Raw genomic sequence first — 24,146 nt, forward strand, 5'->3', positions numbered from 1 at the left:
ATTGAGTTTATTGGAACATAATATCGATTTAGGAACAGTAATACAAGAAATAAATAAACGTTTCATGTCTCCTCTTCCTGAGTTTTATAAGCGACGTATCATTGTATGGTATGACGAGGAACAAGAGTTTGCTGAACAGATAGCTGATATTGAAATACCTGGAGTTAAGACACTTATTCTAACTGGAACCAATAACTTCCAGATTAAGAAGCTAATTTCCATAGAAGAGCCAACAACAAACTTTCTTATTTATAATCCTCATTCATATGATAATCCAGAAGATAATTGGCTTATTGATATTGAGTTATATAGTGAGGAATTCAGAGCAGATCTTACTGCTATTTGGATGGATGAAATGGGGATACCTCAAACGGTTGCTCTTCGTAATCAGGTAAAGAGATATAGTAAATACCTCAATGCCAAGAGCCGTCGCGAAAATGTTGTAAAGCGCATGGATAACATTGATAGTGCGTCTAAGCTTCAGCTCGCAATTATGGCATCACTTGGTGAATCACAGAAGACAGATATTGTATCTATTATTAAGTCTGTTCTAAATCATGGGCTTGACATGAATGACAATGTGATATATCAGGAATTTGTTAAATATGATGCGACTGAGCTTTTCTGGGGGATGGTAGGAAGCTTCACCGGATATACAGATGTTGATAGGAGCTTTACCAGACTTGCAGCTCACATCCTGTCTACTGCAGGAACTAGAACTCTGCAGCCGGAAGTATTCGATGGACTTGATGCGTATATTTCTACACCGCATGAAGCATATTGCTATGACCTTGTTTCTGACTGGATTCATAGTGAGGATTCTGACAAATATGTTGAGATTGCTCAGACTGTTGAAGAAGAGATGCACATGGAGAATCGCCTTGGGAAGCAGACTGTAGAAGCTCTTGCTGACACAGAAGTATATCCATGTATAGATCAGATCATTCTAAAAAAACTGATGACAGATATTGGTAATCATATTATCAACTCAGATCAGATTTTGGATATTGCTGAGAAGAGAAGAACAGCTGCATGGTTTTCTGAGTATAAGGATTACTATGCTGGAATTGTAGCGCTTGCAAAGATGCAAGAGTTCTACAAAGAGCATGCAAGCGGATTTCATAATGTTGAACCTAAGAAGATATGGGATGAGTATACCAATGAATACTATAAGATGGACACTTATTATCGTCAGTTCCATATGAACTATGAGAATAGTAAAAAGTCTTATGTTTCAGCTCTCCATGACCTCTTTGCCGGTGTTTGTGATAAGGTTGAAGGTTTATATACACAGTGGTTCCTTGGAGAACTTGGAAAGAATTGGACTGATGCTATATCTGATAATCTAAGAGATTTAGGATATATAGAGGGTATTCCTCGCCAGGAAGATTTTTATAGTAGGAAGATTAAGAACGCTGATAATAAAGTATATGTAATCATTTCTGATGCAATGCGTTATGAGGTTGCTTCATCGTTAAAAGAACAGCTTAGCCGTGAGATGCAGAGTAAGGTTACTCTGTCTGGAATGCAGGGCGTTTTCCCTACTATAACCAAGTTTGGTATGGCTGCATTACTTCCGCATACAGCAATGTCAATTGAATATAAGGATGACAGCAAAGCCTTTAAGGTACTTGCCGATGGACAGTCTACGGACAGTACATACAGGGAAAAACTTCTGAAACAGGCAAATGAGAATAGCGTTGTTATTAAGGCGAAGGATCTTGTTTCCATGAAGAGAGCAGAACGTTCTGAGCTGGTGAAAGGCAAGGAAGTAGTCTATATATATCATGACACAATTGATGAGACCAGTCACACTTCAGAAGAAAAAGTATTTATTGCCTGTGATGAAACTATAGATGAGCTTAAGAATATCGTGAAGATTATTGTTAATGATTTCAGTGGTGTAAATATCTTTATTACCGCGGATCACGGCTTCTTATATAACTACAGTCCTCTGACAGAGGAAACAAAAACAGAAAAATCTGATTTTGTTAATCGTATTGCTGAGTATGGTCGCAGATTTGCTTTGCTTAAGAAAGGTGCAGATCCAGAGTATCTTGTTCCGGTTAAGCTTAATTACGGTAATGAAGATTATGAAGGTTATGCTCCAAGAGACATTATTCGTATTAAGACCAGTGCTGGTTCCGGTATGAATTTTGTTCATGGCGGCATTAGCTTACAGGAGATATGTGTTCCTCTTATTGAGTACAAGCATTTACGCAACAGCTCTAAGGAATACATCAGAAATAAAGAGAAATATGATACAAAGCCTGTTAAGGTTGAGCTTTTATCAGCTAATCATAAGGTAAGTAACAATATCTTCTCATTGAACTTCTATCAGAAAGATGCAGTGGGCGATAACAGGGAGCCTGCAAATTATGATGTTTATTTCGTAGATGCTTCCGGTAAGAAGATTAGTGATGTGCAGAAGATTATTGCAGATAAGCGTGGTGATAGTGCGCAGGAGAGAACCTTCAGATGTATGTTTAACCTGAAGTCTCAGGCGTATGACAGCAAGGAGACATATTACCTTGTAATAGAGCAGGAGGGTAGCACAGACCTTCCGGAAAGAATTGAATTCCAGATTGATATTGCTTTTGCAGCAGATGATTTTGGATTCTTTGGTTAAGGAGTGACATTGATGGATGATATGAATTACCCTTTTGGTACAAGTGATGAAGTAGAAATTGAAGATAAGACAAGTACCAGTGAATCTGAGGGCAATAAGGCCTCTGACAGAGAAGTAATTGATAAAAAGCTCCGACAGTTCTTTGATGGCAAGATTGTCCGTAAAGATCTGACTAAGCACATAAAGGAAGGCGCTAACGTGCCTATCTATGTGTTGGAGTATTTGCTTGGACAGTACTGCAATTCTGATGATGAAGAAATCATCAATAAGGGTGTGGAAACTGTAAAGAGCATTTTGTCCAATAATTATGTGCGCCCTGATGAGGCTCAGAAGGTATTGTCACAGCTTCGCCAGAAGGGGAGTCATACTGTCATTGATATGATTACAGTCAGCTTGAATATGAAGGATGACTATTATGAGGCTGAGTTTTCTAATCTCGGACTTACAAGAATCCCTATCTCAGAAGAATATCCTGAGGCATATGATAGGCTGCTTTGCGGTGGTATCTGGTGTATCGTTCAGCTTGAATATGGTGCTGATGATATGGACGATTTTGGTATCGTTGATTCTGAGGGCGAGAGGATTAGATCAAAAAAATCAAAGCAGAAGGATGCTACTCCAATAAGTATCAGAAAGCTTACACCTATTCAGATGCCACATGTTGATATGGATGGCCTTAAAGAAGGCAGAAAGCAGTTTTCTAAGGAGGAGTGGCTTGATATATTACTTCGTTCTACGGGTATGGAGGCAGATGAGCTTACTTACCGTGAGAAATGGTTGCTCCTTACACGTATGATTCCACTTGTAGAGAATAACTTCAATCTCTGTGAACTGGGACCTCGTAGTACAGGTAAGTCACATCTATATAAAGAGATTTCTCCAAACAGTATCCTTGTTTCTGGTGGTCAGACCACGGTTGCAAACCTGTTTTACAATATGGGACGCAGAACCATGGGACTTGTTGGCCTTTGGGATGTTGTGGCTTTTGATGAAGTTGCAGGAATTAACTTCAAGGATAAAGACGGCATTCAGATTATGAAGGATTATATGGCATCCGGTTCCTTCGCTCGAGGTAAAGAGGAAAAGGCGGCTTCTGCATCTATGGTTTTCGTAGGAAATATCAATCAGAGTGTGGATGTTCTATTAAAGACATCAAGTTTGTTTGATCCGTTCCCTCCTGAAATGGGTACAGATACAGCATTCCTTGATCGTATGCACTGTTACAATCCTGGTTGGGAGATTCCTAAATTCAGACCTGAGCATTTTACTAATGATTATGGCTTTATTACTGATTATCTTGCAGGTTTTATAAGAGAGCTACGAAAAGATCAGTATGGAGATGCTATAGATAAATATTTCAGACTCGGAAAGAACCTGAACCAGCGTGATACTATCGCTGTCCGCAGGATGGTTGACGGTTATCTTAAGCTGCTATATCCAGATGGTGAGTTTACAAAAGAGCAGGTTGAGGAAGTATTGATCATTTCCTTAGAGATGCGACGTCGTGTTAAGGAACAGCTTAAGAAACTTGGCGGTATGGAGTTTTATGATGTGAACTTCTCATATATTGATATGGAAGACATGTCAGAACACTTTGTATCAGTGCCTGAGCAAGGTGGTGGCAAACTGATTCCTGAAGGAATGTGTAATCCTGGTCAGGTATATACTGTATCTCACGGGAAGTCAGATATGATAGGCGTATTCCGTCTGGAGTCACAGATGCTTCCGGGCAATGGTAAGTTTGAACGTACTGGACTTGGCTCTGATAGGGAATGTAAGGAAGCAGTAGATACAGCCTATAACTACCTGAAGGCAAACGGAAATAGAATCAGTGGTGCTATAAGTACATCAAACAGTGATTACATTGTAAATTATCAGGATCTTCAGGGGATAGGAATGACCAAAGACCTGGCATTGCCAACATTGATTGCTTTGTGCTCAATCGCTCTTAAGAGACCGGCGCAGAGTTCTCTTGTAGTGCTTGGAGATATCAGTATTAGTGGTACTTTGATGAAGGTAGATAATCTTGCAAGTACTCTTCAGGTATGTGCTGACTGCGGAGCAAAGAAGGTGCTGATTCCAGCTGTATCTATGGTGGATTACGGAACAATCCCGGCAGATCTTATGACAGCATTTCAGATCATTCCGTATAGTAGTGCAGAAGATGCAGTATTTAAGGCGTTGGGGGTTGAATAATTACTAGATTGGTGGGGCAGAACATGTATATTAGTGAAGTTAAAGAAATTTCAAATTATAGAAATCTATCAGGAAAGACAATTAAGTTCAATGATAGAGTTAGTTTTTTAATAGGTGAAAATAATATAGGAAAAACAAACATTCTTGAACTGATAAATACTATTTTTGCAGTTGGAAAATTTTCGGAGGACGATTTCACAAATATTTTAGAACCTATACGAATTATATTTACAGTACGGTATGAGGATGATGCAATAGGTTTTTTTGAGGATTATTTTGATGTAGAAGATAATAACTCGATAACAATAATTGCGGAACAAGAAAACGTTGATGGAAGGATAGAATACTATCATGCTACTCCAAATCATACCAGAATATCGGGAGCATTAATTAAAAAAATTAATATTTTATACTATTATGCGCAAAGAATGCCATCGAAGGAACTGGATTTTAGAAAAACAACTGGCTCAGGGAAGGTGCTTAATTACTTTGTTCAGAAAAGCTTAGAAAATTCCGGTATAAACGAATTAGAGGTACTAAATCAAGAAGAATTATCTACAGTTATTGAAATGCTGAACGGACAAATTAATGGCTTGAACACGGTCACTGGGGATAAAATCAATGCATATCTTGATCCAAGTATGGATAAGGTGATTTCAAGAATTCTTATGCTTGGAGATGAGAATGGAAGAGAGATCGGAAGCTTGGGTGAAGGAATCCAATATGCTTTCAATATTCTTTTACAGATTATAGAAATAATACATAATGTTAAGATATCTAGGCGCGATGAAGAGTTTCAGGAACGATTAATAACGATTGAGGACAAAAAGTTTTTTCCATTGATTTTATTACTTGATGAACCTGAAATACATCAACATCCATATCGTCAAAGAAATATGATCAAGAAGATAGATAGTCTTATGAATAATAAGAATGCTGTGTTTGTTTCGCTTCTTAGTGATTTATTTCAAATTGACGGATTGATTGGGCAAGTATTCGTAGCCACACATTCGCCAAATATATTATTAAGCGATTATCATCAATTTGTTCGCATTTATAGAACAGAAAATGAAGAATTATCAATATCTTCAGGGATGGATATCACTCTTGAGGGAAAACTATATAAGCATATGCTTAGAAATTTTGTTGCACTAAAAGAGGCAATGTTTAGTCGCTGTGTTGTATTTGTGGAAGGCGATACTGAAAATGGGGCAATTCCTGTTTTCGCGCAAAGGAAAGAATTTGATTTGGACGAGCACGGGGTTGGGATTGTAAAATTGGATGGCGCTGATAGTGTTAAGCCCTGCATGGAATTATACAGAAGGTTTGGAATAAAATGCTTAGCGATAATAGATAGGGACAAATTTGAATCTTATGATGGAATGGAAAACATTTTCTTCACTACAGAGATGGATTATGAATCAGACGTATATGCTAAGTTCGAATTTATTGATTATTTAAAATGTTGTAAAGAACTTGAAATGATGAATCCTTTTATTGGAATTCTGCAAAGGAAGGGGGTCTCTTTTGATGTGCCTAGTTTTATTGAAAATCCAACAGTGATAGATATAAGTACAAGTGTTGGACAGGAAATTATGGTTGAAAACAAGGAGAGTCAATTAGATAAATTAAAAGGATCAAAAAATGCGTCTAAGGGAGCAATTTTAGCTGAGTACGTAACTTCTATACCCGATGTATTCAGTGATGTTATTGATATGCTGAATACGGAGAGTGTGTGATGGATATAGAAAAAATTCGAGAATTGCATTCTAATGATGCTGATCAACTAGATTTTATCTTTTCCAATGATTCAAGAATAGTAGTTACTGCACCAGCAGGATGTGGAAAAACAACAGCAATGGTTAGCAAAGTGGCAAGGGAATTGTGTTCGGGAAAAGTTGGACATAATAAAAAAGTCTTAGCCATGACTTTTAGTGTTAATGCTGCAATAAAAATTAAGGATTCATTGAAAAAACTTTTGCCAGAGTTAATGGAAGAAACACCGCAATTGTTAAAACGTGTTGATGTTTCTAATTATCATCATTTTGCTTTAAGACTTCTGTATAAATATGGATACAGTTTAAATGAAAGGTTGTTGAACCTTTCTGAATTTCAAATACAGGATGATGAAATAGCTGCTTCTAATCTCATAGAAAGAGATTCTCAGATAATAAGAGATTTTAACGAAGCAATTAATGCTGCAGATACAGGCATGGTTTATGCAAAAATTTTTGATTATTGGAATATCTTAAATGAAAAACTATTTTGCAGAAACATAATTACCTATAATGGCATACTTGTCGCAGCTATAAAACTTCTGGCAAACGAAAGTATTTCGAGTTTTTACCAAAAGTATTATCAAATGATTATTATTGATGAATTCCAGGATACAAATTTATTGGGATTTATGCTTATTCAAAATCTCGTAAGTGATAATATGATTGTTTTTCTTGGTGATGATATCCAGAAGATATATGGGTTCATAGGTGCAGTAGATGGAGCGATGGGACGCCTTACAGAACGATTTAATGCAACCCAGTATAATTTCAAAACAAATTATCGTTTTCAGCATAATGAGAGATTAAAGCAACTAGATACGTTTGTACGTGAATATGCTAAGAATTATAGAAAGACAGATGTTAAAGGAAACATACTACTTAAAAAATTGCCTAATAGTCAAGAAGAGACAGCATTTGTGGTGGAAGGGATAAAGTCTATCTATGAAGCGAATGATTGTAATGTGGCGGTTCTTCTACGAGCTGGATGGCAAGGCAATGAAATCGCAGAACAACTTCAACAATTGAATATTCCATTCTTTAATGCTTTATACAGTGAAACGGATACGGAGTTCAAAAGATTTTATACGATTGCAAGGGAGGAGTATCATAAGATACCATCTGGTAAGGCACTTCAAAAAGAACTCAAAAAGTGTTTGACTGCGGTAAAAGAGCGCGAAAACGAAATATATGATGAACCGTCAAAAAAATATATCTTCGATTCATTGTATCATCTCCTTGATAAACTATTTGTAGTATCTCATGACTGGGAGGAAACTTTAAAAGATAAGTATATCGACATAGATTTTTATTTAGAAAATAATGGCTTAAAGCATATGATGGAATATATAGATGAGCGAATTATTCTCACAACAATTCATTCAGCAAAAGGACTTGAATGGGACTATGTCATTATTCCACAAATGATAGCAGGTATTTATCCAAGCTATAGACATGTATGTAAGGAATGTCAAGCAGTTGGCGGTTGTAATCAGGGATTTGATTATTGTGAAACCTTGTTTTCTAAGGAGGTTGAAGTTTCTATAAAAGATGAAATAAATACATTTTATGTTGCTCTGACTCGGGCAAAAAAGGAAGTGTTTATAACAACATATTCTGGAAATAATCAGTGGAACTATCCAAATAAGTCCAATTGTCTTATAAATTTGGAGGGATTAACCCAAACTGATTATGACTGGTATGCAGTAATTGAGGCAATATAATGAAATATCCAGTAATAACATTATGCGGCAGTACCCGCTTTAAGGATGAATTTATGATGGCACAGAAGAAGCTTACGTTGGAGGGCAATATAGTTATCAGCGTAGGTCTCTTTGGTCATTCTGGTGACGAAGAAGTCTGGGATGGAATGGATGAAGGTACTTTATCCAAGACCAAGGAAATGCTCGATGATATGCACAAACGTAAGATTGATATGGCTGACAGTATTTTTGTGATTAATGTTGGTGGATATATTGGAGATAGTACACGCTCTGAGATAGAGTATGCAAAGGCACATGGCAAGAAAGTTAGATATTTGGAAGAATTATAATTTTCAATGGATAGACCAACATTCAAAGAACAGCTTTGGAGGTTCTTATGCGTATATTAAAAAACAATTTGTCTAGGGTCATGGCTCCGTATGTTAAACGTAAAGATGGTGTGCTATGCGTAAAACGAGGAAAGGTAGATGAAGCAATAAATGCAGTCCTTGAAGCTTATGATAACGAGGGCTGTGCTACTGTGGAAACAAACGAAAATGGAAGAGAATACTTGATAGTCTATGCTGCGGACAAGAATCATCTTAGAAAAGTCCAAGAGTACTACATAGGTGAATCAAAAGAGAAAAATGCTGATAAAAGTGTTGCAAAGACTAAAGAAGAATCTGCGCCGAAGGAAGATAATTCCGTAAAACCTGATAAACAGGAAAATAAAGAGATTATCAAGGGTGAGAATTTTGAAATTCTTAAGCAAGTTGGGGTATTATCTGAATCACCAAAAGGTTGGAAAAAAGAAATAAACATTATTTCATGGCATGGTAAAGAACCTAAATATGACATTAGAGAATGGGATCCAGAACATAAAAAGATGGGCAAGGGTATAACACTTACAGAAGAAGAACTGAAAAAACTGGAGGATGTATTAAAGTCTAGCCGGTAACCGTTTAATATGAGGATTTTGTAATGAAAAAGCTCAGAGAAATTCTTTTACTAAAAGCAGTAGGTGGTGTAGGGAATGCAAGGATTAGTAAGTTTTATCTTCAGTATTTACTTAAGGATGAGGGTATTGATGAATTAAAAAATCTTGTGTTAGCCAATGAAGCAAAGGCTGATAGGGATAGTGTTAATGAGGCTATTGAAAGCTCTAATAAAATATATAATACCATTTTAGATAGGAGTGATTTGCAAGTATATACAATCTTGGATGCCGAATATCCTAAGAAACTGAATACCCTGGGGAATAAACGTCCTTGCATCATATATGTAAAAGGCGACGTATCGGTGCTTGACGAAAAAAACATAGCAGTTGTTGGAACACGTGATCCGGTGAAGCATGCAGCTGACAAGGAGTTGGCTTTCGTAAAAGCAACCATTGAGCGTTCTGAACGTGTGATTATAAGCGGTTTGGCAGCAGGATGCGATACTATTGCACATAAAGTCTGTATTGATTCCGGAGGTAAAACAGTGGCTGTGTTACCATGTGGATTCGATCATATTGTTCCGGAAGAAAACAAAGCTCTTTGTGATGAGATACTGGATACAGGAGGAGCGTTGATTTCGGAGTATCCGCCGGATACGAAAGCAACGCAGTACACCTTTGTTGAGAGGGATGCCATTATCGCAGCACTTGGGGATGCGACGTTTGTTATGCAGTGTGGTATGAAGAGCGGAACCATGCACACTGTAAGCGCGGCTGAAAAAATGCATCGAAAGATTGGCGTTTATAATCCTGGAGATAATGCTATTGGAGATTTTTCTGGAAATAGGTATATAATAAAGAGTAAGGATGGATTTTCCATAAGCGATACGGAGGAGCTTGGAAAGTTTTTGGAATCATTGAGGGAATCGGAAGGTACTGACGAACCTGTTCAAATGACTATATTTGATATTATGGGTGATTGAAATTGGAGTTCAAACGTACTGATTCTGGAATTCTATATCTTTATGATTACTATCCGTCAAGATATGCAGAGCATAACGGCGTAAGTGAGAATATTCTGAAATTTAAGGATAATGATGACTATGCCGTTGCTTCTTTATGCACTGATATTAAGGGTGCTATTGATGTATATTTCAAAAAAAGGCGAGAAGCCTTATCTGATGCGATTGTCTGCATCGTTCCTTCACATGAAAAAGATATATATAGCGACGCACTTAAGTTTCTTGCAAGTAGTGTTTGCGATGAGTTTGGGTGTAAGAATGTGTGGAATCTTATACTCAGGACAAAGACCCATGAGAAATTGTCGGGTGGTGGAGATAGGAGTGTAAAAGGGCTTCTTGATACCATGGCGCTATACGCAGGATATGATTTAACAGCCAAAACAGTTGTGGTATTCGATGATATAACTACTACCGGTAATACCCTGGAGGCGGTAAAGAAACTGCTTAAAGAAAAAGGTGCTAAGGATATTTATGCCATAACACTTGGAAATACCTGTGAAGGGACAGCCAAAACAGATCTTCAAAATGATGAAACCGGTAACATTGAGCCGGATAATACTGAGCGCGAACAGAAAGAAGAGAAGAAAAATAGTATTTTGCCCATAAGTTCTATAAAGCATGAGAAGGAATACTCTCATGAGCTTGGTGCGAAATATTCTGTGCTTTTGTGTGGACAAAGTCTGTCTGAATATCTTGATAGCATAAAAAAATGGATTGATTATGGTATTAAGGTTTTATGGTTTGGTGATGCTGCGTCTGTCGAAGCACTTAAAGGGATAGATAATAGTAAGGAATATATCAAAGCGCGCTTGCTTCAGGTTTTTGTTGTGAGCGGATATAAGGGAATTGTGATAGATGGGAATGATGAGTCTGGTCTTATTGATAGGCTGGAATCAGCATGCCCATCTTTTAATGCTGCGCAGTACAGGGTTGAGCATTGTAGCCCCGATGAACATATTGTTGTTCAAGCAAGTGCTGGCACTGGTAAAACCTCAGTAATGATAGACAGAATAATGTATCTTATGCACACAGTTCCGGGGCTTCATATGTACGATATCTATATGATCACGTTCACTAATGATGCCACAGAGGAGATGAACCGCAGGCTTCAGGATAACTTGTTGAACCGATATCATTTGACTGGAAATGTTAAGTATTTCAGGTGGGTTGAAGAACAGTCCCAGATGAATATCAGTACTATTCATAGTTTTTCTTATGAAGTGCTTCGGAAGTACGGCATTAAGCAGGGCTTTACCGGGAATCTTAGTATAAAGAGCTTCAAGAAAGATCGTAACGATCTGATATTTGAATATATGGATAACCTGCTGGAAACAGATTCTTCCATAAAAGATCAAGTTGGAGAGCAGTATTATACGACGAAGGCTCTGATAGATATGTTTTGGGATGAGTGTGCAAAGGTTGGTCTGTCACATGAGGCAATTCATAACCTGAAATGGGGAGAGACATTTCCTAATAAAGAATCAAACAAGTTCGGCAAGTTTGCAAAGGAAATAATTCCTAAGCTTGATGATGAGTTTTTCGAAGTAAAGCGCAAGATGGATGCAATATCCTTGAGCGATATCATCAGGGATCTGCAGATGGTTCTTGGGGAATTCATAAAGCAGAAAGAAAGAGATGATGCTAGTGAGAGTCCATTATCTGGGCTTGGAATGAAGTATCTTTTTATAGATGAATTCCAGGATACAGATTTATCTCAGATAGATGTTGCTAATCAGTTGGTAAAACTAACAGGGACAAAGCTCTTTGTCGTTGGTGATGTAAAACAGAGTATCTATGGCTTTAGAGGTGCAAATGACGAAGCATTTCAAACGCTGTATAAAGCACTTGATGGAAATGGAAATTGTACTGGTCATATAGATTTTTCATTGAAGAATAACTATAGAACTGCGGCAACCCTCATGCAATCAATGGACAAAATCTTTGCCAGATGGGGAAGCTCTGAGATGCTTAAATATGATGCGCCAGTAGTTCCATTAAATAAGGATGTGTGTGGGGGACTTATAATATATCATTGCGTCGAACCAGAAAAACCTGATGGGGTAATACTTTCAGAGAGCGAGGAAGATAAGGAGAAGACTGAGGATTTCTTTGAAAGAAGACAGAATTTGTTTGAAGATCCATCGCAGCCTTCAGCGAGAGAAATAGCAGAGAATACACAGAAAGCCCTTGATGATCTTATGGATAGGGTTGAGAAATTAAAGGAGGCAGGCAAAGAGCCTGATGAGAAATTTAGAGTAGTACTGTTGACAAGAACCAATGGTCAGCTGGATCAGTTGTCCATGCTCCTAAGAAAGCATAAGATTCCAAACGTAACGAAGAGGGAAGGATATTTTTATAAAAGCGAGGCAGTGAGGGATTTTTATGCTCTTATATGCTCCTTCTTATTTGAAAATGAACCGAAGCATATGTTTAATTTCTTGATGACGCCTTATGCTGGGGATGTCGGAACTATAGACATTAAGGCAATGGAGGCGTTAAACGGGGATAAAGAGCAATTATGTTTATATCTGTCTGATTTTATTAGGAAAACAAAGTGGTATAACTATAGGAACGAACTAAGGCTAAGACCAATTATTTCAGTTTTGAAGGACATAGTTGAACAGATTCCGGTAGTCGAGAACTTTATTGTTAATACAAGGAGAGCTCTTCTGGATGATGGTTGGGATGAAGAGAATGCTAAAGCAGTAACTTATGCCAGGGCGTCACAATATAAAGCAAACCTTGAGAAGCTCATTGAGCTTATACAAAGTAATTTCAGTGACGAGAGGCTTAGCTTATATGTGCTCTATGTTTTCTTAAAATCACAGATAGCTACGAACCGTGAGGAAGAAGAACCTGAGACCAGGAATGATAATGATTATAAAAGTGTTCTGTGCATGACTACACATAAATCAAAGGGATTGGAGTTTGACACAATAATCCTTCCTTACACTGGGAAAAAGCTCTCGTCGAAAGAAAGAACGGAAATGATTATTGATACCAAGGATCTTCGAGTGGGATGGAACGGAGGCGGATTAAATTTCCAAAATGAATTCTACACGGATATGCATGAGATGAAAGTGTTTAAGGATAGGGCGGAAGAACATCGAATTTTGTATGTTGCCATGACGAGGGCAATAAACAAACTTATTGTTATCGAACCAATGCGACCTAAGGAAGATACTTGGGCCAGCTATATAGGATTATAAGGATATGGCAAGAAAAGTATACACCTATACTGAATTAAGTAATCTTGGAAAATGCAGCTTTTGGAGTGAGATCAAGAGCATACCTCAGATTGTTGCTTCTAACGATATGCGGTGGGCTTTAAAGAATGATAGCCCTAAGCATGAAGATGAGTGGGATGGCCTTTTTGACTATGCTTTGGATTTTCATGCTATTTCCATGAATGAACTGCAGGGAGATATCGAAGGGAACTGGGCTGAGGATGCAAATAAGTTTGCCATATTTTCATTAATTTCAAAAATGATTCGAAATTTAATCAGTGATTCAAATGATATATATGAGCAGAAATGGCTTCTTGGATGTATCAAAAATGTTGGTGGCATTTTTAACTCTATAAGCAGGCTTGAAGTCGCAGGTGTTAAGCCAAACGAATTGTATACATTCGGGGATCAAAATGTAGAACTCCTTATACAAATATGGAAAAAACTTCTTGATAGCAGCATATATGATGAAAATATTTTCGGACTTCCGCAGTTAAGAGAACGGCTTGAATCTATAGAAAAGCCTGAACTTATGCAGGAAGTGCTTAATAATGCATATGGATTTTCACCTCAGAGAAAAATATCAAAAATTGTAATACATGGTTTGTACTATATAACACCTTTTCAGGAGAGATTCTTAGAGGCTATGGAAAAGACAGGGATCGAGCTTATTTTCGTGTTCCCTTACGATTCACGTTATCCATTTGCCTATGAAATATGGAAAAAAACCTATGGTGAAGATAAAAAATATTTGCCTATGGATAAATGGATCAGTGCTGTAACAAATAAGGAAGATCCATGTGGTGATATTTTTGAAGGCAGAAAGCCAAAGGTTAAGAGAGAGGGCAGGGTCACTATTAGAGAATACGGTTCTCTTATAGATTTTTCCAATGGTATTGCATGGAGTGCTGACCATGGTGAGGGTGTGTATTCTGCAGGAAGCAACGAGGCAAATGAGATTATAAAAGCGTTTTATCCGAGGTTATATGGTGAAAGAAAGCTAATGGCTTTCCCTATTGGTAAATTCATATGGAATATCAATGATATGTGGGATGAGAACGAGAACGCAATCTGTCTTTCGGAGTACAGTCTGCTTGAGTGTTTTTCATCCGGATGGCTTACCCATGGGGAATATTCAGGTAAAGATTATGTAAATGATCTTACGAAGATCATGCCGTTCTTCAGGGATTGTAATAAGATATCCGATTGGGAAAAACGATTAGAAGAACTTGAAGATATAGAGAAAAACTGCCTTTGGAAAACTGCTAAAGGATCAGATAAGGATGCATACAGATGGCAGCAGATGATGGGAAATCCTTTGGCTGATTTTAGTCAGTTCTCTGTTCCGGTAGAACGAGTAAAAGGCATTATTGTGCTTATAAAGCATCTTTTATTTATAGCGCGGGAGCTTTTTGTAGATAACAGGGAAATAAATATTTCTGAACATATCCGTAGATTAAATAAGATTCTGGATGGATGTGTAGTTACAGATGAAGTATCAGAGTTGGAGCGAGAAATTGCCAGGAAGATTCTGTATAAGCTGAATACAGATAATAATACAAGAATTAAATGTTTTCCTGCTGATGCAGCGAGAGCTTTGGAATTATATCTTGAAGGTACATTTGATGACGGTGAGATAAAGGGAAGAAACTGGGCTGTCATGCCGATGTACCATGTAGATGCTGCCCATATTACTAAGAAGAAAAATGGAATTCATATCTGTTTATGTGACAATGATAGCATGCCCGGAGGTAAGGGGGCATATCCCTGGCCACTTAATGAAAATATTTTAAAGAGTAGTTATGAAAAGAAGAAAAACGAACTGCTTAAATGCTGGTTGTATACGGCGGAAAGCACATCCATTGCAAACAGATATTTCATGTATTCAGCCCTAAAGCATCGGAACGTATCTATATCATGGGTATCTGAGATAAGAGGAAAGAAGAGGGCGGAGTCACCTTATATCGGACTTATTAGGAGTGCTATAGATGTAAAATATTTTGGCCCCAGGAAAAAAGGAGTTAAGTGGGAGCAGGTTGACCATGCAGATAGGGTAGATGCCAAGATTACGGAACATTGCTCTGATGATCTGGCCAAAGAGATTCCCAAGGAAGCCAAAATGGATTATGGAGTTTGTCCGCTAAGGTATTTATATGGATACATTGTAGATGATGCACCTAGTTTTCAGGATGAATTCATGCAGAGCTTCTCTATTACATCGCTTATTGTGGCTATTTCCAATGCCATGAAAGATAAGGGCGTTAAAGTTGAAGAGGTATATCAGAATGTAATGGATCTGTTCCCAGCTATAAAAAAATCAGCTAAACGACAGATTTACGATTACCTAACTGGAGATCGCAAGGATTATACGGAAGAAGATGAAGCGATAGTTGGAAGAGATTTATGTGGCGGACTCTATTATACTGAACAGCGACTTAGAGCACACTTCCCGGATTATTCAGGACGAAAGGAAGCACTGAAGGCATATGCAAAGCTGGATTCTGAAGAGGGTAAGAAGAGTATGAAGTTTACAAAGCCTGGTTTTGCTTATACACCAGAAGGCAAGATAAGGAAGTCACATCCTTGCGCATTTTGTCCAAACGTGGATAACTGCAAGTATTCTGTTTTTCCAAGAGACAGGGAGAAGGTCTATGGTTAATGGAGATTTTTGGAAGGAAGTATCAAAATCCTGGGTTACGAAGAGTAACGGAGTAACCAGGCAGGTAGAGGAAACAGCAAAAAGTATTACAAAGGAATCCAAAGAGTATTCTGATAAATTGATGAAAGAAATGAATTCATATAATGACAAAGAACTTTCAGATCTTTTGGGGATGTGATTATGGACGGGACTTTCTTAAATTCACAAAAGAAAATAATGCAGCTTACTAATGAACAGAAGCGTTGTGCTGACTATTCTGGAGATAAAACACTAATCATAAAAGCGTTCTCTGGAGCAGGAAAGAGTACAGTAATACAGTATTTGGCGAAAAAATACATAGAGGAGTACGAGCAAAATTATGATCCAAAAGCATATAATAAGGTCCTTGTTCTGACTTTTAATAAACCGCTTGCAAGTGCTACTGCTCAGCTTCTTCGTATAAATGGGGATAATAAACGGCGCTTTATTAAAGTAAAGACTGTAGATAGGCATCTTTACGATATTTGTATCGATATAGGACTGGATAGAAACACAATCTGTAATGATGAAACGCAAAAGCGGTTTATTAGAGAGGCATTAGTGCAATATGGAAGAGTTAATTCAAAATGTCGTTTATTGAATCATCCGGTATGTGATGAGAAATTCTGGCAGGAAGAAATTGAGTGGATGAAGTCCATGAATGTTACAACTGCGGACTATGATTATTATATGTCCCTAGAAAGAAAAGGAAGAGGGACAAATATCAGAATGTCAGAAAATGACAGATATGATACATTTCAGTTATTTCGTATCTATAGGCATATTTTAAAGCAAAATGGAATGGTCGATTGGGGAGACTTTGCACTATATGTTGCTAGGAATAGCAATCATATAAAAACAATGCAAATACCTGAGAAGCATATCTACGACCATGTCCTTATTGATGAAGCACAGGATTTTTCACTGGCGCAGATGAAGGCAGTTATGAATCTTTTCAGAGAAGATATGACTATTGCCATGGATAATAATCAGAAGCTTTATAACCGGCATTGGACCCCAAAGGATCTGGAAATGGATATTACAGTAAAGCGACTTACACAATCCATGAGAACCACAGCGCAGATTGATAGATTTGCAGAATCACTACGGAAAGGAAACGATAAATATCTTTCTGAGGATGATAGGAGTGATCATGTTATTCCAAAATGGCAGGGGCAAAAGCCTAATGTAGTGCTTTTAAAATCTATAGAAGATGAAAAAAATCTGTTGTTGGATATTGTAAGAAAATGGCGAGAAGAATTCAATGATCAGACAATAGCTGTTATTGCATCAAAAAATGCTCAACTGGATAATATCGCTACCTGGCTTAAAGAGGCAGGAATTAATTTTGAGATAATCAAAAAGGATCAGGACTTTGACATAACAAAGCCTGGTGTGAAGCTAGTAACCAACCATAGTGCAAAAGGGTTAGAGTTTACCCGTGTTATTATTCCGCAGTTTGTGGATGGTAATTATCCATATTCCTATTTGTATAGGCTGGAAATTGATAAAGAGAGACAGGACTATGAGATAAGGGAAAGGAACAGAACCTATGTTGCTATGACCAGAGCGCAGCAGAGGCTTGTTGTGACATGTGTAAAAGATAAAGCATCACCGTTTTTAAAGGATATTGATAAGAGTACATATGACCTAATTGATAATACAACGCAGCAAATAAGTGAAGATTTTATAGGGGATCATGAAGCGGAAGATGACGAAGACGATGGCACACTCTTAGCTGGAACTGATGAATTAGTTAAAGAGGTGGATTCGTCAGAAACAGTTGTTGATGAGTCAATTACGGAGGAGTTCCAGAGAGTATTGTTTGATATCCTAGGATGTCTTAAAGAACGTGAGGAAAGAATAATTCGCCTTAGGTATGGATTGGAGGATGGAAAGAGACATACACTCGAGGAAATCGGAAAAGAATTTGGTGTGACTCGTGAACGCATCAGACAATTGGAACAAAAAGGCTTAAGAAAACTGCGGACTTTTTCAAGGCGGGACAGAATAAGGGCATATGTGGATCCAGAATTGGATATAGAAGAAATTCTCAGACAATTTATGGAAAAAACATTGGTTATTAGACGACCGAGGACTGCAGCAGAGCGCTTATTAGAATCTTCTGACTCAAAATATATAAATGAAGACGGTTCTATTAGTGATGACTTACCGATAGAGGAACTTGGATTATCTGATAGACCTTATAATTGTATAAAAGGGGCAGGTGTCAATACATTAGGAGAGTTATGTAGTATGAGTGTGGAGGATGTAAGAGGACTGGGCAATTTTGGTATTACCTCCATGAGGGAAGTTAGATCAGTTCTTCTTGAATATGACAGAGTATTAAAGGAATAATTTAGGAAATAGGCGGCCTTATGACCGCTTATTTCATTTTTATAAGCAAGTGCCGAAAGTTTAGTGCATCAAGACCAAGTTTTTATAATTCTTTAATAGCGACACCCGAACAAATGTGCGATAATACATTTACAGAATACATGATTATATTGAACAGCACAGTTGAAAATGTTAAAGCAAGTAAAGAGAGGCTCGCTATGAAGAATGATGAGTGGAGGCTGACGCAGGAGCTACGAAGGCTACGGAAATATGGTTTTTGTCTTCAGGCAAGAAGATGCTCCGATAATCAGCATGATTATAGATATGATATTGTTTTTGCTAATTCAAATGAAATATTAGAGCCCTACTGCAGCTTAGAGGAAGTGCTGGGGATAATTAATTCAGTGGAAACATGCCTTGAGATGATAACAAAATATGGAAAATCTAGAGAAAAAGCGGAGGTCGGAACGTAAGAACACAAACACAAATTCGATTGTGCAGGTGTGATTATTGGACAGCAAAAAGAGTAAAGTGTAATCATAGAAAATAAATTGAATACTGATTGGGGATTTGAAAAAAGAATTGTTGGGGATGCAGCATCGGCTTCATTGAAAGGTAGGTAGTAGTTATGATGAAAAAGACTGTGATTGCATTTTCAACTTTTTTAGTATTTGGAATAATTGTTGGTTTCGTGGGTACAACAGCTCATGCTGAAACTTGGAGAGAGAAGATCGATAGGATGAATAAGGAATATGACCAGAAGCTTTTGGATGAATTGGAGGCAGCAGGTAATCTTACTCAGGATGCCATAGATGCATTGGATGGGCCAAACAGCACTAGAAAGCCTAACCACAGATCCAGTAGGAACAATGGTAGCAGTACCCAGAGTAGCGGATCAGGAACAACACAGGGAAAAGGATGGGTATATTCATCAGATGAATTGCATGTAATTGGACTTCCGGAAGGTTCAAACGGATATACAAAACCAGGTTATTATGGCGATGTAGATGGATCTTATTCATCGGGATATTCAGGAGCAGGTAAAGGCTGGGTCTATGATGCCGACGAGCTTCATGTGATAGGTCTTCCTGAGGGTGAGGATGGATACACAATGCCGGGATACTACGGAGATATTGACTGATAACAATATTGTGAGAAGGAACAGAAACTGAAAGCACTTGATAAGTGAGATCTGTGAAAGGTAGGTGCGAATATGTTAATGCATTTGTTATTTGGTGGCGATGATGAACATGATGTAAGACTGTCGGATAAGGAAATAGAGAAACTTACTAAGAACATGTCAAGATCAGAGAAAAAAGAATTCTGGCGTAGACAGGAAGAGTTGGAAAGAGATCGGGAAGACAAAGAGGCCTGGCATTGGGCTATGGGCGACTGGGATGACGAAGATTTTTAAGGAAACCAGATTTTGGTGAGAGCTGATTATGCTGGATGATTATGCGATATATAAAGAAACCATGATTATATAGCATTATTCGTATAAAATATAGCAATTGCTGCGTTGAAGCTGTTTGTTAAATCATATATAATTATATTGTTCAGTGGGGATAGTTTCTGTGGGGAACACAGCTTAGCTGTGAAATAGTAAGCTGAGATATAGCTATACAGTATATTGAACATCAAAGTGGCATTAAATGGCTGCTTTGATGTTTTTATATTACAAAATTGTTTTTATATATTGATATGGATATTAGAAAATATGACAATTGATATATAGAGCGAATATGGCTCTGGCATCAAGCGTAAGCGGGGAATGTATTGTAGATATCACATTGTTCAGTAATGGGGGATCAAAAGGTGTCCAGTTATAAAAGAAATTATGAGAGAAACGGTGTGGAAATATATTTTGAAAGAAAGCCGTCAACAGCAGTAAGAGATTTGCTGAAAAATAATGGATGGAGATGGAGTGGATTTAGTAAGTGCTGGTATAACTATTATTCAGAACAAAACTATGAATTTGCTAAAAGAATTTGTGGTGAGAAAAAAGCTGTTGATAAAAAGCCGGCATTGATAACTTCAGAAAAACCTGTAATAAAAAGCAGGGCTATAATAAAAGACAGGTCCATCAAGAGCAAGGCTATGATAGAAGATGGATCAATAAAAAATAGGCTAGTAATACCAAATAAACCGATAACAAGCGAACCAATAGTAAAGGAAAAGAAAGTAGAGATACGCAGGCAAATTAAGAGTACGAAGCCTCCCTTTTCAGAGGACGAATCGTGCATAGTTTCCTGTGAAAATGATGAGAAAAGATTCGGTTATATTCAAAAAATAAATATTGATGATAAGCAGGCGGAAGTTAGATATATTATTTCGATAAATTCCAAAGGCGAAAAATATTCTAGTGAATGGTTTAACTTTTCCAATATAAAGGCTTATTCTACTTATACCAAAGATGAATTCATATATAGAAAAACAATTGTCAGCTTTATAACCGAAAAAGGGTTAGTGAAGAAGGGGATGATCATTGATAGTGATTATGATATTACCTATTATGGTAGGACATATAAAATAAAGTACTATGAAGTTGATGATTTTGGATCAATTATTGAGAAGATTAGCCGTGATGTGAAACGTAATCGGATAATAGATGTCTTGAAATATGAAACGGATATTCTGCCTGTAAAGAAGGGAGAAAAGGTTGAATATGAAAGAGACATAAATGATAAAGTCATAGGCCGGGTAAGTGACATATCTTATGATGGAAAGGTAAGCATCAATTATTCATATATAGATATATGGGGTGATAGGGTAGAGGATTGTATATATAATGTGCCATTAGATAAGTTACATATTATGGCAATGGGACGGAGAGTCCTTAATCGCACAGCATATATTTCCGATGAGAAGCAGAAAAGCATAAATATCAATGAACGTATTAAAGAGCGTATAAAGAATAGATTGGATACATTTCCGGATGCCAAAGGTGTTTCTCAAAACAGAGTTTTGTATAGACATCAAAAGGCAGGAACGATTTTGGCAGAAATGTATGATAAGTTTGCCTTTTTCTATGATACTGGGACAGGGAAAACGGTTATGGCTCTAGATATAATAGCAAAAAAGCAACATAAGGATAATGCGCGTTTTTTGATAATTGCGCCAAAATCGATAATAAAAACTGCATGGATGGACGACGCAGCAAAGTACTATCCTAATTTGAGAATTCTTCCTCTGTATAGTGGCTTTGGAATGAAGAAGAAAAGGAACTTGCTGTATTCATGGAGAAATGGAAACAGAGTATTATCTTGGGAATGGGACCCTTCATTTTATTCGCATGTGAAGCTTATTTCTGATGCATTTGGGCTCGGAGAAATAGAATATGATGATGAGGAAGTTATTGAAGAGGCATTAAAAGCTTCTGCACAACACTATATAATTAATTCTGAACTTTTTATACGAAGTCCTGAAAAATATATCAATGAACTTAACATATCAGGAATCATAATGGATGAAAGCGCGATACTAAAGAATTATCGTGGAAAGACAGCCGAGATAATGAGGAAAGTCTCAGAAAAAATGAGATATGTGTATCTTCTTTCGGGTAAACCAGCACCTAATAATGTAACTGAGTACTTTTCTCAAATGAAAATAGTTGACCCAGATACATTTCCAATGTCATATGAAAGTTTCGTGTCAATGTTTTGCTATAACAATGGCGGAAAGCTTGATATGATCCCTGCAAATCGAAAACTCTTTGCAGAGATGGTTTCTGTTCGTTCATTGATTATTTCAAAGAAGGATTGTTTGGATTTGCCAGGTACAATTGATGTTGTACGTCAAATTGATTTACCAAAGAACATTATGCAAGACTACATTATCCTTTATCAGGAATGTATGGCAATCATTAAGGGTATGGATAAATCAGAATTGGTTTATTCCACTCAATCCAGGCTTGCAGTATTCATGAAATTGAGGCAGATGGCATCAGGCTTTTTTATGGCAGAGTCAGATGAGGATAGCAATAAGATTATTATTGATATTCATAATGCGAAAATAAAAGAGTTGAATGCCATAATGGATCAGATACCTGAAGAACAGGTGATTATTTGGTGTCAGTTTCAGCATGAAATCGAGCTTGTTTATAAAGAACTTTCAAAAAGAGCTTACACTGTAACAGCATATGGAAAGACAAAAGATGTAGAGAAAAATATAGATGATTTCAAGAATGGGAGAGCTCAGTATATCGTGGCTCATCCTAAAACTTTGAAATATGGTGTTACATTTGTAAATTGTAAATATACTGTTTATTATTCTTTTTCATATAGCGCAGAAGATTATGATCAGTCACATGATAGGAATTATAGGCTTGGTCAGACTGAAACATGTACATATATGTACATTCAGGCAGCTGATACAATAGATGAAGTAATGTACGCAAAAGTAATGTACAAGCTGTCGGATGCAGAATTCTTTGAACAGCTAATTAAGGATGCTGCAAAGCATGGAATTGATTATGATTCGCTTAAGGAAAAAAATGATTATGAGATAAAAGAGGCTCTGGCTCACGGAAGTGGAAGTCTGCATGACCTGACGATGGATATTTTTAGCAAACAGGAAATGTCAGAACGAAGGGACGATGATTATGATGTTCCCAAATTGTTTTCTACATATGATTATCTTGGAAAAATAGATGGTCCATCACCAAGTGAACTGATATGGATAAAAGATGATTTTATCAAAGATAAAACGTGTATGTATCTTGAAGATGGCCCGTATGAGTGGAAATTATTTGATACTACCAGACCGGATTATTTCGACTTTATTCATGCGGAAGAGCCTTATGAAGAATTTAATGTAAATATGTCATATGACAGATATAGGGCATTTCTTGAAATGCAGCCACAGGAGTATTGGTGGGTCTATGAAATGTACCGGAAAGTCGATGAAATATTGAAACGAATGCCAAATTATACAGCAGAAGTACTAAGAGAAAAATACGGTTTGAAGGCTGGCAGAGCAAAATCAAATAAAACGATAGTTGATAAGATGCGTGGAAAATATCATTCGGAGTATGGAGATACTTGGAATATGGAAAGAGTTTCAGAAGAGATAAATGAGGGACTATGTTTGATAAGTAATAGTAGCTCACTTAGGGAAATTGCTGGCAAAATAAAATATGTTTTTTTTAGTTAATGAGTTTTGGGGAAATCAAAGAGATAACCCATCGAGGAGTTCTGTCAACGGTTATTTCAGATGAGCATGTATAAGGAAGATATAAGGTAATGTAAAAAAGCATCGCTACGACGGCGGTGCTTTTTTAAGGGGGACAGGATTAACATGTGTCATTTTTATAGGACATGTAAAGAGTGATAATTGTATTATCAGAGTAAGCGCTCATTGTAGCCCCGTAGTTACGGGGTTATATTTTTGCCCTAAAATAGTCTTAGGCAGGATGAACCTGGCTGTGACTTGTGCAACCGTTGCTTTGTGATTCTATTTCGTTATAGTAGAGCAAACGGCTCTCCATCCCGCCTAACATAGTATAGTAAACGAATCGCTATCGCCATGGAGGAGAAAAGACAATGCCGAAACCACTAATGAGTGATGAAGAATGGTTCAACTTCCTGAAGGAATGCCGTAGCAGCGGAATGTCCGATAAAGACTGGTGCATAATGCATGGCATAC

General features: G+C 37.3%; 15 protein-coding genes. All 15 read left to right on the forward strand.

All coding sequences use genetic code 11. The features are described 5' to 3' along the window. Position 1 precedes the first annotated feature (1 nt). The 15 genes from pglZ to G608_RS0110260 all read left to right on the forward strand — a co-directional run bounded on the left by pglZ (position 2) and on the right by G608_RS0110260 (position 23,654). The gene (gene pglZ, locus G608_RS0110190; RefSeq protein WP_330366971.1) at positions 2-2,629 is read left to right on the forward strand and encodes a BREX-1 system phosphatase PglZ type A; all 2,628 of its coding nucleotides are present in this window, start codon (positions 2-4) and stop codon (positions 2,627-2,629) included. Between the two features lie 12 nt (positions 2,630-2,641). Next, positions 2,642-4,825: a protease Lon-related BREX system protein BrxL gene (gene brxL / locus G608_RS0110195; RefSeq protein ID WP_242829371.1), complete on the forward strand. Its 2,184-nt coding sequence runs from the start codon at positions 2,642-2,644 to the stop codon at positions 4,823-4,825. 23 nt (positions 4,826-4,848) lie between these two features. Further along, the gene (locus G608_RS0110200; RefSeq protein WP_026495924.1) at positions 4,849-6,564 is read left to right on the forward strand and encodes an ATP-dependent nuclease; all 1,716 of its coding nucleotides are present in this window, start codon (positions 4,849-4,851) and stop codon (positions 6,562-6,564) included. Then, positions 6,564-8,324: a UvrD-helicase domain-containing protein gene (locus G608_RS0110205; protein ID WP_026495925.1), complete on the forward strand. Its 1,761-nt coding sequence runs from the start codon at positions 6,564-6,566 to the stop codon at positions 8,322-8,324. The genes G608_RS0110200 and G608_RS0110205 overlap by 1 nt, the downstream gene beginning before the upstream one ends. Continuing rightward, positions 8,324-8,653, forward strand: a complete 330-nt coding sequence (locus G608_RS0110210; RefSeq protein WP_026495926.1) for a hypothetical protein — start codon at positions 8,324-8,326, stop codon at positions 8,651-8,653. Before G608_RS0110205 ends, G608_RS0110210 begins: the two co-directional genes overlap by 1 nt. A gap of 389 nt (positions 8,654-9,042) precedes the next feature. Next, complete coding sequence (locus tag G608_RS23895) at positions 9,043-9,261, forward strand: YdbC family protein (RefSeq protein WP_035795316.1); 219 nt, start codon at positions 9,043-9,045, stop codon at positions 9,259-9,261. Between the two features lie 23 nt (positions 9,262-9,284). Further along, positions 9,285-10,223 (forward strand): DNA-processing protein DprA, encoded by a 939-nt coding sequence (locus tag G608_RS20835; RefSeq protein WP_051209159.1) that lies wholly within the window; start codon positions 9,285-9,287, stop codon positions 10,221-10,223. Positions 10,224-10,225: 2 nt separating this feature from the next. Then, positions 10,226-13,471, forward strand: coding sequence for a UvrD-helicase domain-containing protein (locus G608_RS0110225; protein ID WP_026495928.1), 3,246 nt, complete (start codon positions 10,226-10,228; stop codon positions 13,469-13,471). Positions 13,472-13,475: 4 nt separating this feature from the next. Beyond that, positions 13,476-16,148 (forward strand): hypothetical protein, encoded by a 2,673-nt coding sequence (locus G608_RS0110230; protein ID WP_026495929.1) that lies wholly within the window; start codon positions 13,476-13,478, stop codon positions 16,146-16,148. Continuing rightward, positions 16,141-16,326 (forward strand): hypothetical protein, encoded by a 186-nt coding sequence (locus G608_RS0110235; RefSeq protein WP_026495930.1) that lies wholly within the window; start codon positions 16,141-16,143, stop codon positions 16,324-16,326. Before G608_RS0110230 ends, G608_RS0110235 begins: the two co-directional genes overlap by 8 nt. A 2-nt stretch (positions 16,327-16,328) precedes the next feature. Beyond that, on the forward strand, positions 16,329-18,524 hold the full coding sequence (locus G608_RS0110240; protein WP_026495931.1) for a sigma-70 family RNA polymerase sigma factor: 2,196 nt from the start codon (positions 16,329-16,331) through the stop codon (positions 18,522-18,524). 140 nt (positions 18,525-18,664) lie between these two features. Further along, on the forward strand, positions 18,665-18,976 hold the full coding sequence (locus tag G608_RS23240) for a hypothetical protein (protein ID WP_196810175.1): 312 nt from the start codon (positions 18,665-18,667) through the stop codon (positions 18,974-18,976). 155 nt (positions 18,977-19,131) lie between these two features. Further along, positions 19,132-19,644 (forward strand): hypothetical protein, encoded by a 513-nt coding sequence (locus G608_RS0110250; RefSeq protein ID WP_155833266.1) that lies wholly within the window; start codon positions 19,132-19,134, stop codon positions 19,642-19,644. Positions 19,645-19,716: 72 nt separating this feature from the next. Then, a complete protein-coding gene (locus tag G608_RS0110255) occupies positions 19,717-19,917 on the forward strand; it encodes a hypothetical protein (RefSeq protein ID WP_026495934.1) in 201 nt (66 codons plus the stop codon). A 386-nt stretch (positions 19,918-20,303) separates the two neighbouring features. Further along, positions 20,304-23,654, forward strand: coding sequence for an SNF2-related protein (locus tag G608_RS0110260; RefSeq protein WP_081677384.1), 3,351 nt, complete (start codon positions 20,304-20,306; stop codon positions 23,652-23,654). Positions 23,655-24,146: the final 492 nt, after the last annotated feature.

It is taken from the genome of Butyrivibrio sp. WCD3002 (genome assembly GCF_000424265.1).
Lineage (GTDB): Bacteria > Bacillota > Clostridia > Lachnospirales > Lachnospiraceae > Butyrivibrio.